The following is a 16,206-nucleotide window of genomic DNA, read 5'->3' on the forward strand; positions in this document are numbered from 1 at the left end:
GGATCAGCGTGCCTGTGCCGACAGCGCGATCAGGCGCTCGGCAACGCGGCTCAGCGGCACCACTTCCTGCGCGGCACCGAGCTTGTAGGCGGCGCCGGGCATGCCCCACACCACGCTGCTGGCTTCGTCCTGCACCAGCGTGGGCGCGCCGGCCTGCAGCATTTCCAGCAGGCCGCGTGCACCGTCGTCACCCATGCCGGTGAGGATGGCGCCGACCGCATTCGGGCCGGCGTTGGCGGCCACGGAGCGGAACAGCACGTCCACCGCCGGTTTGTGGCGATTGACCGGCGGGCCGTCGTCGATGCGGCAGCGCCAGCGCGCACCGTCGCGGATGATGCGCAGGTGCTGGCCGCCCGGCGGCAGGTAGGCGTGGCCCGGCAGGATCGCCTCGCCATCGCTGGCCTCGCGGACCGACATCGCCGAGTGGCGATTGAGGCGTTCGGCAAAGGCGGTGCTGAAGCTGGCCGGAAGATGCTGGGTCATCACCACCGCCGGTGCATCGGCGGGCATGTGCTCGAGCACCACGCGCAGGGCTTCGGTGCCGCCGGCCGAGGCGCCGATGGCGATCAGGCGGTCGGTGGTGCGGAAGCGCAACGCGCTGCCAGGTACCGGCGCGGACTGCATGTCCAGGGTGACCTTGGGTGCGCTGGGACGATTGAGCGCGCTGACCCTGGCCTTGGAGGCCATCTTGACCTTGCTGACGATCTCCTCGGCATAGCCTTCCAGCCCGCGTGCGACGTCGATCTTGGGCTTGGAAACGAAATCCACCGCACCCAGCGACAGGGCCTGCAAGGTGGTGTCGGCGCCACGTTCGGTCAGCGATGAAATCATCACCACCGGGGTGGGGCGCAGGCGCATCAGGTTTTCCAGAAACACCAGGCCGTCCATACGCGGCATTTCCACATCCAGCGTGATCACGTCTGGATTGAGGCGTTTGATCTTTTCGCGCGCCAGGATCGGGTCGGCGGCCGAGCCGATCACCTCGATACCGGCATCGCGCGAGAGGATTTCGGTCAGCATCTGGCGTACGACCGCCGAGTCGTCGACGATCAATACACGCACAGGAGTTTCCAGCGTCATTCGAACAACTCCACTCCACCGGTAACCGGTGCTTTGGACAGACGGGCGCGCACGGCCGATTCGGCGGCGGCGACTTCGGCTTCGTGGGCATGCGGCAAACGCTGCACGACCACGCGTCCGGTCGTCGGGAAGAACCACACCTTGCGCGGATGGATGCCGCACAGATCTTCGGCAATGATGGGAATGTGTTCGGCCTGCAGGTACTGGCGCACGAACTCGGCGTTGCGGGTGCCGACCGGGTTGCTGGTGAAGCCCTTGAGCACGTTGGCGCCACCGAAGACCTTGGCTTCGATGCGTTTGCGATGCGCGCCGCGCTTGAGCATGTCGTTGATCAGCAACTCCATCGCATAACTGCCGTAACGCGCGGGTGCGCCATCGCCGACCTGGCCCTCCGGCAACAGGAAGTGATTCATGCCGCCGATCTTCAGGACCGGGTCGCGCAGGCAGGCGGCAACGCACGATCCCAAGGTGGTCGTCAACGCGGTGTCGTCGTCGACCACCAGGTACTGGGTGGGCAGCAGCTTGGCGGTGATGGTCTGGAACCGCGAATCGCGGTAGCGCATGACATCGTCGACCTGCACGGCAGTACTCATGCAGACGCTCCCGCGCGCGGGCTGCGCCGATACAGCGTGCGCCCGCACGGCTGGATCAGATCGGCCGCGTGCAGGTAGTTCTCCGAATGCCCGGTGTAGAGCAGACCGTCGTCGCCCATATGGCTGACCAACCGCGACAGGATGCCGCGCTGGGTCGGCTTGTCGAAATAGATCATCACGTTGCGGCAGAACAGCGCCGCGTACGGGCCGCCGACGTCGTAACGCGGTGCCAGCAGGTTCAGCTGGCGGTATTCGATGAGCTGGCGCAACGCCGGGATGACCCGGCACTTGCCCTCGTTGGGGCCGCTGCCGCGCTGGAAGTACTTGCGCTTGATCGATGCATCCAGCGAGGCGACGCGGTCGATGGCGTAGACGCCGCGCGAGGCGGTTTCCAGCACCTGGGTGTCGACGTCGGTGGCGACGATGCTGACCGGCGGGGTCAAGGTGCCGAAGGCTTCGCAGGCGGTGATGGCGATGGAGTAGGGCTCCTCACCGGTGGAGGCCGCGCAGGACCAGATCTTCAACGGCGCCTGCGAGGCGCGCTTTTGCAGTTCTTCGCGCAGCTTGTCGAAGTGGTGCGGCTCGCGGAAGAACGAGGTCAGATTGGTGGTCAGCGCGTTGGTGAACGCCTGCCATTCCTCCTCGTCGTTGCCTGCTTCCATCTGGTCCAGGTAGTCGCGGAAGGAGCGCAGGCCGAGCACGCGAAGACGACGCGACAACCGGCCATACACCATGTCGCGCTTGGCCGGAGCCAGGGCGATGCCGACACGCTGATAGATCAGGTCGCAGACGCGCTTGAAATCGCGGTCGCCAAAATCAAATTCGCGTGTGTCTGAAGCGGAAGTCGAGGTGGTCGTCATATCCATGCGCGTCGTTAGCTATGACTGGATATCGGCCACGTGGTCATGCAACTGAAGCACCAATCACGTATTGCAGACAGTCGGGTCTGCTGACGGTGCCCGGCGCGGCGTGGGTGGTGCGATCGCACCCGGCGGCGGGGCAGTGCGCGCTGCGCCGAGCGCAGATACACAAAGCCCCGGCAGTGCCGTAATGCTGTTCACTTAAGCAATTGAGTTACCGAAAATCTGGTATCAGACCTCTGGTATCGGATTTTTTGTGTCCCTTCAACAGCAGCTGTTCGACCTTGGCGATCTGTTCAACTTCTCCGACCTGAGCACGTTTACGCAGAATATTCCGGTGGAGTGGGTGGCCAGCGCGCTGGAACTGTCTTCCAAGGCCAGCATCCGGCGTCGGCGTCTTCCCAGTGATCAGGTGTTGTGGCTTGTCCTGGGCATGGCGTTGTTCCGTGACGAACCGGTGCACGAGGTCGCACGTCGTTTGAACATCTGCGCACAAGGGCTGGCCTCAGAAGATCTGTTGGCTCGCAGCGGTGTCAGTCAGGCGCGCGCGCGACTGGGCGCCGACCCGGTCCACCACCTGTTTGCAACGACTGGGGCGCAGTGGGGATGCGAACGCTACAAAGGCGATGAATGGCAGGGATTGCAGGTCTTTGCCGTGGATGGCGCGCTGCTGCGGACGCCAGACACTGAAGAACTGCGCGAACATTTTGGTTCCGGTAATACCAGCACGGACCGTCAGACACCATTTCCCATGCTGCGATTGGTTGCACTGATGAACGTACGCTCGCATGTCTTGCTCAATGCCCAGCTCAGTCCGTACCGGCGCAGCGAAATTCGCTTGAGCGAGCCGTTTCTACACTCCATTCCCGACCATTCGGTCACCTTGTTCGACAAAGGATTCTGGAGCGCTGATCTGTTGCTTTCGCTAGCCAACACTGGCACTGCACGCCACTGGCTGACACCAGCACGCAAAGGCCTGGTGGCTGAGGAAATCACGCGTTATGGCACTGATGATCGGTTACTGCGCATGCGTGTCTCGCCGCAGGCCAGAAAACGCAATCCAGCGCTTCCCACGCACTGGGACGTACGTGAAGTGAGCTATCTGCATCAGGGGAAGAGAAAGTCGGTGCTGACCTCGTTGCCTGTCACCACTTACAGCACCAAGTCTGTCGCACTGCTTTACCAGGAGCGATGGGAAATCGAACTGAGTTTGCGCGACATCAAAAGCTCGATGCAGCACAACGCGACGACCTTACGTAGCAAGAAGATCGACTTGGTGTACCAGGAGGTCTGGGGGTTGCTGCTGGCTTACAACATCATTCGACGTGAAGCCGGTCAGGCAGCGGAGGCGTTTGGCAAAACGCCTTCGGACATCCGATTCAAACCGGTTTGCCAGTACATCGCAGTGCAACTCATCGTGATGGCCGCAGCCAATCCAGCTTCCGCCACAGGAAGACGCTTATCCCAGCTTCGCTCAGGCATCGCGAGCCTGTTCCTCGATCACCGTCCAAGGCCTACCCGGCCAAGGACGGTGAAGATCTCGAAGACCCGCTATCCGGTAGATCGGAAGGCTGCTCCGCCTAAGTGAACAGCATTACGGCAGTGCCGGGGCTTTGTGGGGGACAGCGGTGGATCAGAACTCCTGCCAGTTACCGTCGGCCAACGCGGCCTGCGGCTTGGCCGGCCGTGACGAGGTGGCCGCTGCGCGCGCAGCCGGTTTGGCTGCGGACTTCACCGCCACCGGGCGCGAGGCGACCGCGCGCACGCTGGCGGCCTGGGAGGCCTGGGAGGCCGGCTCGTCCAGCTTGAACACCGACACCGCTTCGGCCAGGTGGCCGGCCTGCTCTTCCATCGAGCGTGCGGCTGCAGTGGCTTCTTCCACCAGCGCGGCGTTCTGCTGGGTGGTTTCGTCCATCTGGGTGATGGTCTGGTTGACCTGCTCGATGCCGGCCGACTGTTCCTGCGAGGCCGCAGAGATCTCGCCCATGATGTCGGTCACGCGCTGCACGCTGGCCACGATCTCGGCCATGGTCGCACCGGCCTTGCGCACCAGTGCCGAACCCTCGGCCACCTTGTGCACGGAGTCGTCGATCAAGCCCTTGATCTCCTTGGCCGCACCGGCCGAACGCTGTGCCAGCGTACGCACTTCCGAGGCGACCACGGCAAAGCCGCGACCCTGTTCGCCGGCACGGGCGGCTTCCACCGCCGCGTTCAGGGCCAGGATGTTGGTCTGGAACGCGATGCCGTCGATCACCGAGATGATGTCGGCGATCTTCTTGGACGAGGCTTCGATGCCCGACATGGTGGTGACCACCTGCGAGACCACCTCGCCGCCCTGCGAGGCCACGCCGGTGGCGCCGATGGCCAGCTGGTTGGCCTGGCGGGCGCTTTCGGCGTTCTGCCGGACGGTGGAGGTGAGCTCCTCCATCGAGGCGGCGGTTTCTTCCAGATTGGCGGCCTGCTGCTCGGTACGATGCGACAGATCGCTGTTGCCGGAGGCGATCTCGCCGGCCGCCGAGTTGATCGCGGTGGACGAGACCTTGATGCGCCCGACGATGTCGGCCAGCTGCTCGGCGGTGGCATTGGCATCGTCGCGCATCTGCGCGAACACGCCGCTGAATTCGCCGTGCATGCGCACGGTCAGGTCGCCGCGCGACAGCGCCGACAGCAGGGCGGAGATCTGCTCCAGGCTGCCGGCATTGGCATCCAGCAGGCCGTTGAGCTGCTGGGCCAGCTGCAGGAAGAAGCCCTGCTTGCCGTCGGTTTCCACCCGGCCGCTCATGTCGCCGCTGGCGGCGGCACGCACGATGCGGGCGACTTCTTCTTCGACCTGGACTTCGATGGTGCGGTCGCGCCACTCGCAGACCTCACCGGTGCTTTCGCCGTGCTCGTTCTTGATCGAGGTGACGGTCTGGGTCACCACGAACTCGCCATAGCGCTCTTCGAAGCTGGTGATACCGTCGCGTTCCAGTGCTGCGATGGCCTTGCGCACGGTCGATTCGGGCAGGCCGAGATAGCTGATGTGCTGGCCGATGATCTTGCTGGCTTCAAAATCGGGCGAGGACAGACGAATGCTGCCTTCGTAATGCGTGACCAGCTTCATGAACGCCTCGTTGGCGTAGATCATGACCCGATCGGCGTTGGTGATGAAGGTGCTGGTGGACGATTTATCCAGCGCGGTACGGATGCGCAGGTTTTCGTCGGCGATCTTCTGATCGCGTTCGATGCGTTCCTTCAGGTCGCGCTGCATGCGGTGCATGGAGCGCATCAGTTCGCCCACTTCGTCCTGGCCCTGCACATTGATCTGGCCATCGAGCTTGCCGCTGGCGATTTCGGTGGCAGTGGATACCGCGCCGCGCATGCTCTTGACGATGGAACGTGCGAACAGGAACGCCAGGCCCAGGCCGCCGGCGATGCCGATCAACAGCACCATCACGGTCAGCGAGACCGAGGTGGCGTGGACTTTTTCGGCCTTGCTCTTGGCAGCCTGCGCCAACTTGTTGTCTTCGACGATCAACGCGGCCAGCGATGCCTGTGCCTTGGCATGCAGTGCGCTCGTTTCGCCGACGAAGGTGTCAACGGCGTCGTCAGGCAGGTTCAGTTCCAGCATTTCATCGACGCTTTCGTAAGATGTCGAGGCCTTCTTCCAATCCGCAACGAAGGTGGCGAATAGCTTCTTCTGCTGCGGACTCTCGATCAGCCGGGGATAGCCCTTGATCGTGGCTTCGATTTCGCCATGGAGCCGCTTGGCGCGGACCTTGGCGTCCTGCTTGACCGAGTCGCTGGCGCGCACCAGATTCTGATAAGACGCATTTCGATATTCGCCGAGCATGCCGCGCAGGTCGCCTGCTTCGCGCACGCTGGACATGGTATTGCCGGCCAGATCGCGGGTGACGTTATTGAGCGACGCCAGGCCGGCATAGGCGATGATGCCCTGCACCAGCATGATCAGCAGCACGATGCCGAACGCCAGCATCAGCTTGGGCATCAATTTCAGATTGTTGATCCATTGCATTGACACGATTCCCCGATAGAAGTCAGTGCGCATAACCGCAAACAGCAGATCGCCACGCGCGAGGGCGTGGCGATCTGTGGGCGATTACTTGATGGTGGCCAGCTTCAGGCTGGCCGGCGAGCTGACTTCGATTTCGGCACGCGAGCTGTCGCGCTGGATCTTGCCGAGCACACAGACGTCCTTGCCTTCCAGGGTTTCCGGGGCAAAACTGAACTTGCCGCGGTTGGCGCCGTCGATGCGGGCCGAGAAGGTGTGACGCGGGAACATGCCGCCCATGTACAGGAAGGTGGGTTCACCCTCCGAGCTCTGGGCGTACTTGGCCTTTTCGACCTTGCCGCACACCATGCCGTCCTTGCCGACGAAACGGGTCGCCATTTCCGGCGGAATCATTTCCTGCGACTGAGCCGACAGCGTGGGAGCAACGATCACGAGAGCAGCGACGGGGAGGAGCGAGAGCAGGAACTTCATTTGGATTCTCCAGAATCAAAAGTCGAACGGTGACCCGTTTGTGTACGCGGGCTTCTATTCAGCTATCGGCTAGCCGCCGTTCAACTTGAATCCGAAAAACGTGATTTCTATCACACTTCAACTTCGTTGTGCGTCTCGTGTCGGGAAGCTCCCGACACCAGATGGTCTGAATCAGGCCGCTTCTTCGGCCAGTTGCTGCTGACCGAGCTCGGTGCTGTCCAGCAGGGTCTCGATATCCAGCAGGATCAGCATGCGATCGTCCTGGGTGCCGATGCCCGAGATGAAGCGGGTGTCGACCGAGGCGCCGAATTCGGGGGTGGGGCGGATCTGGTCGTCGTTGAGCGGAATCACGTCCGAGACGCTGTCCACCACGATGCCGACCACACGGTCTTCGACGTTGAGCACGATCATCACGGTGAAGGCGTCGTAGCGCGCTTCTTTCAGGCGCAGCTTCAGGCGCAGGTCGATCACCGGCACGATGGTGCCGCGCAGGTTGATCACACCTTTGATGTAATCCGGTGCGTCGGGCAGGCGGGTGACCGAATCGTAGCCGCGGATTTCCTGCACCTTCAGGATGTCCACGCCGTAGTGTTCTTCGCCCAAGGCGAAGCTGAGGAATTCACCACCGGTGCCGGTGGTCGTGCTTTTGTCGTTCATGGAAACTCCGGGCGTTGCGGCTGAGTGTCGGATTGCAGCTATAAGAAAAGCATGCGGATGAGGATTGCCCTATCAACATCGGCGCAGCGCAGGGCAACTTTAGCCGCGCGCCGTGGCTGGTGCGGGTGGGTTCAGAACACGCCGCTCTTGCGCGCATTGCGCTGGCGGTCGACCCGGAAGATATAGCGCTGGATGGTCTCGTCGGCGCCGCGTGGCAGGTCGCTGAACTGCATGCCGACACGGAAACCCTCGCTGCCGTTGGGCAGGGTTTGCTTGTACTGGCTGCACACCGTCAGCGGCAGGGTGATCGGCGCGGTGTCGGGCAACTGCAGCGTGCAGTTGCGGTAAGTGCGCTGCGGTTCGAGCAGGGGCATGCCATCGGTGAGCGAGACGGCCAGGCCACCGCTGCTGATATCGATCACGCGCAGCTGCAGGTTGAGATTGCCGCCCTGTGCTTCATCCTGGCGAATGATGCAGACGGGCGAGTCGGTGATCGGCGTTTCCAGCCGGTATGACTCGCGACGCTGCAGGTGATACATCGCCTCGGGCAGCTCGGCGCGGAAGGCAACGTGGATGTCGCGCTCCAGCCGCTCGGGCGTTTCCAGGCGGAAGCGGATATTGACCCGTTCCAGCTGCGCATAGCACAGCAGGTACTTGGCGTCCTGGATGGCGCGGTTGGAGGCTTCGTTATGGCTGCCGTCCAGAATCACGCAGTCGTCGTCTTCGTCCACCTCGAGCACGGCGGTGGGCACGGCCATGTCGCGCCCGGCCACATGCATGGTCACGATTGCGCGCTGGTCGAGCAACTGGCGCAGCAGGCCACGGATCTGCCGTTTGTTGCGCAGCAGATAGCGCTCGTCACCTTCGGCAAGGTGGTCGGCGTCGTGGTCCAGCTCTGAGGTATCGCCTTGGGACATGGGCACAGGCACTGTGGATGCGGGAAGACGCCGGAACGGTTGTCCCGGCGTCGCCTTGATATCGGCGGCAAAGCGAAATCTTTAAGAGGAGCTGACAAAAACTATTGCATGAAGCCTTGTTGCTTTGGGCGTTGTGTTCCCAGTGGCTGGATAGTGCACATGGATCAAGTGTAGAGCGCGTGGTCCTGCCGCTCGGCTGCAGGGTCCTTGCGCGCCCACCATCGCAGGACACGCCGCAAGTACGTCCATGTAGGCTCTTACGCGGCATCCATGCCGCGTAAGGTCCCGCGACGGTGGGCGGGCAAGGACCAGTCGAGATGGTCGGTGTGCACGGCAAGAGCAGTGCTTGATGCGCGTTGTTCTGATCTCGCGTCCGAAAATCTTCCCATCGCAAGCCGCGCAACAAGCTTTCAAGAAAGCGGCCGACCAACTGTCTGGCGCGGTGTCCTTGCCGGTTGCGGGACCCTTGGCGGCATGGATGCCGCCAAGGAGCCTCCATGGACGGATTCACGGCGTGTCCCTCAAGCGGTGAGGACACCGCGCGCTCGACTCACCGAGCTTTTGATCTGAGCATCTGGTCGTGCCTGAACGTGGCAACGATTCCAGGGTCTCGTTTTTTTTCGGGCGCTGTGTTTCGATGGGCTCGGACCGTGCGGATACATCAGTCGCAGAGCGGGTGATCTGTGACTTTGCTGCAGGGCCCTTGCCCGCCCACCGTCGCAGGACACGCCGCAAGTACGTCCTTGTAGGCTCTTACGCGGCATCCCTGCCGCGTAAGGTCCCGCGACGGTGAGCGGGCAAGGACCAGTGGAGATGGTTGGTGTGCACGGTAAGGGCAGTGCTTGATGCGCCTTGTTCGGATCGTCGTGCGTTCGAAAATCTTTTTATCGCAAGCCGCGCAACAAGCTTTCAAGAAAGCGGCCGACCAACTGTCTGGCGCGGTGTCCTTGCCGGTTGCGGGACCCTTGGCGGCATGGACGCCGCCAAGGAGCCTCCATGGACGGATCCACGGCGTGTCCCGCGAGCGGCGAGGGCACCGCGCACTCGACTCAATGGGCTTTTGATTCAATCAGCGGATCGCGCCTAAACGACGCGACGCAGTCTTCGCTGATGGATTCACGGCCTTTCCCGCAAGCGGCGAGGACATCGCGCCCTCGACTTACATATTCGATGGGCGCGTCGTCGTCTGTCGCATCAGGTGTAGGCGTGGCGTGCGTTGGCCAGCAAGGTGTTCAGTTGGTCCTGCTGTTCCAGGCGGAACACGGCCACTGCATCCACCAGTTGCGTGGCCTGGTCTTCCATCGCGCGTGCAGCCGCGGTGGCTTCTTCCACCAGCGCGGCGTTCTGCTGGGTGGTTTCGTCCATCTGGGTGATGGTCTGGTTGACCTGGGTGATGCCGGCGGCCTGCTCGCGCGAGGCGCTGGTGATCTCGCTCATGATGTCGGTGACGCGCTGCACCGAGCTGACCACCTGCTGCATGGTGCTGCCGGCTTCGGACGCCAGTGCGGCGCCGTTGCCGATGCGGGTGACCGAGTCCTGGATCAGGTGCTTGATCTCCTTGGCTGCGCCGGCCGAACGCTGTGCCAGCGTACGTACTTCCGAGGCGACCACGGCGAAGCCGGGTCCCTGTTCGCCGGCGCGCGCGGCTTCCACTGCTGCGTTCAAGGCCAGGATATTGGTCTGGAAGGCGATGCCGTCGATGACGCCGATGATCTCGGCGATCTTCTGGGACGAGGTATCGATGTCGGCCATGGTGGTGACCACGCGGCCGACCACATCGCCGCCCTGGGCCGCCCCGCCGGCGGCGTCCAGCACCAGCCGATTGGCCTGGTCGGCGTTGTCGGCATTCTGCTTGACGGTGGCGGTGAGCTCTTCCTATGACGCGTCGTCTGATGCTCGGTCTGACGTCCGCCGGCGGATGTCGACAGATTCTCGGAACAAGAAAAGGGCCGCTTCCCTCGCTAGGAAGCGACCCTCAAGATTCGTCACCGAATCAAGCTACGCTCGAATGGTGTTTCTGGAGATTGCGGGTGTGACGCGTTGCGATGGGGCTCAGAACTCCTGCCAGTCGCTGGGGCCTGCCGTGGCTGCCGCTGTCGCCGTGCCCGCGGTGCTGCGGCGTGGCGCTGCGTTGCTGCCGGCACGTGCGGCCGGGCGGGCGGCAAAGCGTGCATTGACCGGCGCAGCGACCATCGATGCGGGCTGACGCGCGGCCGGGCCCTGCTCGACGATCTTGAACACGGCCACCGCCTCGGTAAGCTGCTGGGCCTGTTCTTCCATCGCGCGGGCAGCGGCGGTGGCTTCTTCCACCAGCGCGGCATTCTGCTGGGTGGCTTCGTCCATGTGGGTGACGGTCTGGTTGACCTGTTCGATGCCGGCCGACTGTTCCTGCGAGGCCGCGGAGATCTCGCCCATGATGTTGGTGACGCGCTGCACGCTGGCGACGATCTCGGCCATGGTCTTGCCGGCCTGGTCCACTAGCTGCGAACCGTCGGCAACACGCTGCACCGAGTCGTCGATCAGGCTCTTGATCTCCTTGGCCGCTGCCGACGAACGCTGTGCCAGGGTGCGCACCTCGGAGGCGACCACCGCAAAGCCGCGGCCCTGGTCGCCGGCACGCGCCGCTTCCACGGCGGCATTCAAGGCCAGGATGTTGGTCTGGAACGAGATGCCGTCGATGACCGAGATGATGTCGGCGATCTTCTTGGACGAGGCTTCGATCCCGCTCATGGTCTCGACCACCTTGCTGGCGATCTCGCCGCCTTGCGAGGCCACGCCGGCGGCACCGATGGCGAGTTGATTGGCCTGGCGTGCGCTTTCGGCGTTCTGGCGCACGGTGGAGGTGAGTTCTTCCATCGAGGCAGCGGTTTCCTCCAGGTTGGCGGCCTGCTGCTCGGTGCGCTGCGACAGATCCTGATTGCCGGCGGCGATCTCGCTGGCAGCGGCACTGATCGAGGTGGCCGAATGCTGGATGTGTCCGACGATGCCGGCCAACTGGGTCGCCGTGGCGTTGGCGTCGTCGCGCATCTGTGCGAACACGCCCTTGAACTCGCCGTCCATGCGCGCAGTCAGGTCGCCCGCCGCAATCGCGCGCAGGATGCCCGACAGCGACTGCAGGCTGCCGTCGGCGGTGGCCATCAACTGGTTGAGGCTCTCGACCATGACGCGGAAATCGAACTGGAACTGCGCCGCATCGCCGCGTGCACCGAAGTCGCCGTCGGCGGCGGACTGGGCCAGTTGCTTGATCTGCTGATTCATCGAGGACAGGTTGGTCTTCACCTGCGCCATGGTGTCGGTCAGCCTGGCCTTTTCGCCCGGCAGCGCGTCCATGTCCTCGCTGAGGTCGCCGATCGCGTAGCGGCCCATGATCTGTGCCAGACGCAGCGTGACCTGGACGTGGCTGTCGACCAGCGCGTTGGTGTCGCCGGCCATGCGGCCGTAGTCGCCCGGGAACGCCTCGGCATCCATGCGGAAGCTGATCTGGCCGCTGTCGTGGCGCTTGGCCATGTCCAGCTGCGCGGTGATCAGGTTGCGCACCTGCGACTGCATCTTGTCCATCGCCTGCAGCAGACGACCGGTCTCGTCGCTGGCCTCGCTGTGCACGGCGTTATCGAGCTTGCCGTCGGCGATCGCCTCGGCAGCACGGGTGGCGCGGTTCAACGGGCCGGTGAGGCTGCGGGTGATCGTCCAGGCCAGCAGGGCGCTCAGCAGCACCACCGCAAGGCCGCCGCCGATCAGCATGCTGCGGCCACGCGCCATCGAGGCATTGGCCTGGTCGTAGGCCAGCTGGCTGCTCTTGCGCTGCGCGTCCGAGTAGGTACGGATCGCATCCTGCCAGCGCTGGGTGGCCGGCGCGGCGCGTTCAAGCAGGATCGGCATGGCCTGGTCGACCTTGCCGGCGGTGCCCAGTTCGCGCACCTGCTGGTTATGCGCCAGTGCCTGCTCGCGGGTCGAATCCAGCGCGTTGCGCAGTTCCTGGTCGTGCGCGTCGGCGGGAAATGCGTAGAGCTTGTCGCGCAGCTCCTTGTAGCGAATGCGCTGGGCGTCGATCACTTCGCCGAACTGGCGATTCTGCTCGGCAGTGGTCGGCAGCACGATGTTGCGCAGATTCAACGAGATGGTGGCATTGGCGTCCAGCATGTCGGTGGCGTACTGGATCATCGCCATGTTGCGGTTGACGATGGTGTCCAGGCGTTCGCGCGCCTGGCTGAGCGTGTACAGACCGGCGGCCACCAGCGCGCAGGAGAGAAGGATCAAGACGCCGAAGGCCAGGGAAAGGCGCTTGCCGACGTTGAAGCGGTGCAGGAAGGAGTTCATGGAGTGACCTGAGCGAATGTGCCGTTGGATGGAGTGGCATGCAGCGCAGTGCTGGAGCAGTGCGTTGCACGTCATCCCTTGTGTGATGCGTCGGTCAGATAACGGCGTTAGCGCTGCTGCATTGAGGCAGGCTGGACCGGTCGGTAAAGCCGGGTCTCAGGCACGTGACTGCCATGTGTATGCGGGGTAGGGGATCGGTGGGGGTGTGTGGGGAATATCCCTAGAAAACCCCGCTTGAATGCGGTTTTGGAGGTGCGCCGGCGCAGGCCGGCCCGGACGATGTGAAGTGCGATTTCACGCTGCCCACGGTGCATAGCGGCTTGCGGACAGCTGCCTGGTCGTGCACAACGCAAAACGGCACCGCGTGTGCGGTGCCGTGATAAAGATGCTGCTGATGCGGATTACATGGCCGCGTGCCTGGGCGTGGTGTGCTCCTCGCGCACAGACACGCGCGTTGCAGAGCCGGCATGCACGCCCTGCGGACGTGCCGACAGCGGTCAGTGCCGCTTAGAACTCCTGCCAGTCGCCCACGTCGGTTGTCGTCGCGGATGCGCCTGCGGCGCTGCGCCGCAACGGCGCGGCACTGCTGGTGCGGGCGATCGGACGCGGTGTGCCGCGGGCATTGGCGGGCGCATTGGCAATGGCCGACAACTGGCGCGCCACCGGTGCGTGCTCTGCAACCTTGAACACGGCGACCGCTTCGGTGAGCTGCTGGGCCTGTTCTTCCATCGCACGTGCGGCGGCGGTGGCTTCTTCCACCAGCGCGGCGTTCTGCTGGGTGGTTTCGTCCATCTGGGTGATGGTCTGGTTGACCTGCTCGATGCCGGAGTACTGCTCCTGCGACGCGGAGGAAATCTCGCCCATGATGTTGGTGACGCGCTGCACGCTGGCCACGATCTCGGCCATGGTGGTGCCGGCCTGATCGACCAGGGTGGCACCCTGGGTGACCTTGTCGACCGAGTCGTCGATCAGCTGCTTGATTTCCTTCGCCGCACTGGCCGAACGCTGCGCCAGGGTGCGTACCTCCGAGGCAACCACCGCGAAGCCACGGCCTTGCTCACCGGCGCGCGCCGCTTCCACCGCTGCGTTCAGTGCCAGGATATTGGTCTGGAAGGCGATGCCGTCGATGACGCTGATGATCTCGGCGATCTTCTTCGACGAGCCCTGGATGTCGGACATCGTGGTGACCACCTTGGCCACCACGTCGCCGCCTTGCGACGCCACGGCCGCCGCGCCGATGGCGAGCTGGTTGGCCTGGCTGGCGTGCTCGGCATTCTGCTTGACGGTGGAGGTGAGCTCTTCCATCGAGGCGGCGGTTTCCTCCAGATTGGCGGCCTGCTGCTCGGTGCGCTGCGACAGGTCCTGGTTGCCGGAGGCGATTTCGCCCGATGCCAGGCCGATCGCGTCGGCAGCGCTCTGGATGCGGCCCACGATGCCGGCCAGCTGTGCGGCGGTGGCGTTGGCGTCGTCGCGCATCTGCGCAAACACACCCTGGTACTGGCCGCTCATGCGTGCGGTGAGGTCGCCGGCGGCGATCGACTGCAACAGGCCGGACAGCGACTGCAGATTGCCGTCGGCGGTCGCCATCAGGTTGTTGAGGCTTTCCACCATCACGCGGAAGTCGTACTGGAAGCGCTCGGCATCGCCGCGGGCGCTGAAGTCGCCGTTGGCCGCCGACACCGCCAGGTGCTTGATCTCGGTATTCATTGCCCTCAGATTGACCTTGACCTGCGCCATGGTGTCGCTGAGCAAGGCCTTTTCGCCGGGCAGCTTTTCCATGTCCTCGGACAGGTCGCCGATCGCATAGCGGCCCATGATATGCGCCAGGCGCATCTTCACCGCCAGATGCGAGCCGACCAGGGCATTGGTGTCCTTGGCCATGCGGCCGAAGTCGCCGGGGAAGGCACCGGCATCCATGCGGAAGCTGATCTGGCCCTCGTCGTGGCGCTTGGCCATGTCCAGCTGGGCGGTGATGAGGTTGCGTACCTGGCCCTGCATGCGATCCATGGCCTGCAACAGACGGCCGGTTTCGTCGTTGGACTGCGTGCGCACGTCGTTGTCGAGATTGCCGTTGGCGATCGCTTCGGCGGCGCGGGTGGCCTGTGTCAGCGGGCGCACCAGGCTGCGGGTGATCAGGAAGCCGAGCAGGGCGCTGAACAGCACCACCGCCAGCCCGCCGCCGATCAACATCGCACGGCCACGTGCCATTTCCTCCGTGGTGGCGACATAGGCTTCGCGGGTGCGCTGGCGCTGCAGGTCCGAATACTCCGTCAATGCGTTCTGCCAATGCTGCGTACCCGGTGCGGCCTTCTCCAGCAGCAGTTTGAGTGCTTCGTCAGGCTTGCCCGTCAGGCCCAGCTGCGCGACCGCGTCGTTGGTCTTGCGGGCCTGGTCGCTGGCCAGGTCGATGCGGTCGCGGATCTGGGTGGCCTGGGGCGAGGCAGAAAACGCGTACAGCTTGCGGCGAGTCTCCTCGTAGTCCTTCAGCTGGTCCTTGATGACGGCGTAGAAACGCAGATTGTCTTCTTGCGAGGTGGGCAACACGATATTGCGCAGCTGCACGGCGATGACCGAGGTGGCGTTGGTCATGTCCTGCGCGTATTGCATGATCGTGATGTTGCGGTTGACCACCGTGTCCATGCGGTCGCGGGCCTGCGCCAGCGTGTAGAGGCCGGCAGCGACCAGTGCGCACGACAACAGGATCAGCGTGCCGAAGGCGAAGCTCAGGCGCTTGCCGACGTTGTACCGTTGAAGAAGAGCGATCATTTGGGGGTCTCGAGGCAGTGGGGCAAGAAAGGACAAAACGCGTCGGCGCGGACGCGTGGGTCTGATGCAGGTACGGCAAGGCAGGCATCCAGCCAATCCATCGCGCGGGCAACAGCGGGAGACCCCGGCGATGACAAGGCTGGTAAGCGTGCCGTGGAAGGTAACGGCCAGTGGTTGGGCGACTGAACTGGTCAGCCGCGCTGCGTATGGGCGGCCGTCACCGAAGTGACGCGCATGTGCAGAAATGGACCGGAAACGTCGATGTGCTTGCCATCCCCGCATCTGCATCGACCAGCGGATTCACATCTGGCTCACTCGTTCGAGCGTGGATGAGACGTTGCGGTTGCAAGGACAGACGGGCGGACGGCACCGGCTGCTGGAGCGATGCAGCAGCCTGGTGACCCTGGCGCCGTATGCGCAGGCGGGGCTATTGGCTGCGGCAGTATTGCCTGCGGCAGGCATCTAACCTGCGCTAGGCAGTTGAAGCGAGTCCGCAACGGCGGGGTGGCGCCACTGCCTCGGTTGCGACCCGG

Annotated in this window: 10 protein-coding genes and 1 pseudogene; 1 reads left to right on the forward strand and 10 read right to left on the reverse strand. The window is 63.9% G+C overall.

All coding sequences use genetic code 11. The annotated features are described in order from the left end of the window. Positions 1-3: 3 nt before the first annotated feature. From XARJCFBP2528_RS03055 to XARJCFBP2528_RS03065, 3 genes are read right to left on the reverse strand one after another with little or no spacing between them, the layout of a single operon-like run. Positions 4-1,080 (reverse strand): protein-glutamate methylesterase/protein-glutamine glutaminase, encoded by a 1,077-nt coding sequence (locus tag XARJCFBP2528_RS03055; RefSeq protein ID WP_039510453.1) that lies wholly within the window; start codon positions 1,078-1,080, stop codon positions 4-6. Further along, positions 1,077-1,673: a chemoreceptor glutamine deamidase CheD gene (gene cheD, locus XARJCFBP2528_RS03060; RefSeq protein WP_024937701.1), complete on the reverse strand. Its 597-nt coding sequence runs from the start codon at positions 1,671-1,673 to the stop codon at positions 1,077-1,079. The genes XARJCFBP2528_RS03055 and cheD overlap by 4 nt, the downstream gene beginning before the upstream one ends. After that, complete coding sequence (locus XARJCFBP2528_RS03065; RefSeq protein WP_043088288.1) at positions 1,670-2,539, reverse strand: CheR family methyltransferase; 870 nt, start codon at positions 2,537-2,539, stop codon at positions 1,670-1,672. The genes cheD and XARJCFBP2528_RS03065 overlap by 4 nt, the downstream gene beginning before the upstream one ends. Before the next feature lie 250 nt (positions 2,540-2,789). On the opposite strand from XARJCFBP2528_RS03065, the gene XARJCFBP2528_RS03070 reads away from it, so the two are divergent. After that, positions 2,790-4,121 (forward strand): IS4 family transposase, encoded by a 1,332-nt coding sequence (locus XARJCFBP2528_RS03070; protein WP_016905121.1) that lies wholly within the window; start codon positions 2,790-2,792, stop codon positions 4,119-4,121. A gap of 45 nt (positions 4,122-4,166) precedes the next feature. Here XARJCFBP2528_RS03070 and XARJCFBP2528_RS03075 read toward each other — a convergent pair whose 3' ends face one another. From XARJCFBP2528_RS03075 to XARJCFBP2528_RS03105, 7 genes and pseudogenes are all read right to left on the reverse strand, one after another. After that, positions 4,167-6,548, reverse strand: a complete 2,382-nt coding sequence (locus XARJCFBP2528_RS03075; protein ID WP_016904904.1) for a methyl-accepting chemotaxis protein — start codon at positions 6,546-6,548, stop codon at positions 4,167-4,169. Between the two features lie 84 nt (positions 6,549-6,632). Continuing rightward, complete coding sequence (locus XARJCFBP2528_RS03080; protein WP_003486337.1) at positions 6,633-7,016, reverse strand: hypothetical protein; 384 nt, start codon at positions 7,014-7,016, stop codon at positions 6,633-6,635. Positions 7,017-7,187: 171 nt separating this feature from the next. Beyond that, positions 7,188-7,673: a chemotaxis protein CheW gene (locus XARJCFBP2528_RS03085; protein WP_016904902.1), complete on the reverse strand. Its 486-nt coding sequence runs from the start codon at positions 7,671-7,673 to the stop codon at positions 7,188-7,190. A gap of 131 nt (positions 7,674-7,804) precedes the next feature. Beyond that, a complete protein-coding gene (locus XARJCFBP2528_RS03090; RefSeq protein WP_016904901.1) occupies positions 7,805-8,590 on the reverse strand; it encodes a flagellar brake protein in 786 nt (261 codons plus the stop codon). Positions 8,591-9,784: 1,194 nt separating this feature from the next. Beyond that, a pseudogene (locus XARJCFBP2528_RS03095) lies at positions 9,785-10,465 on the reverse strand (methyl-accepting chemotaxis protein); the annotation flags it as partial. A 177-nt stretch (positions 10,466-10,642) separates the two neighbouring features. Then, positions 10,643-12,907, reverse strand: a complete 2,265-nt coding sequence (locus XARJCFBP2528_RS03100; protein ID WP_047124296.1) for a methyl-accepting chemotaxis protein — start codon at positions 12,905-12,907, stop codon at positions 10,643-10,645. A 507-nt stretch (positions 12,908-13,414) separates the two neighbouring features. Beyond that, the gene (locus XARJCFBP2528_RS03105; RefSeq protein ID WP_047124297.1) at positions 13,415-15,673 is read right to left on the reverse strand and encodes a methyl-accepting chemotaxis protein; all 2,259 of its coding nucleotides are present in this window, start codon (positions 15,671-15,673) and stop codon (positions 13,415-13,417) included. Positions 15,674-16,206: the final 533 nt, after the last annotated feature.

Source organism: Xanthomonas arboricola pv. juglandis (genome assembly GCF_001013475.1).
GTDB classification, from domain to species: Bacteria; Pseudomonadota; Gammaproteobacteria; order Xanthomonadales; family Xanthomonadaceae; genus Xanthomonas; species Xanthomonas arboricola.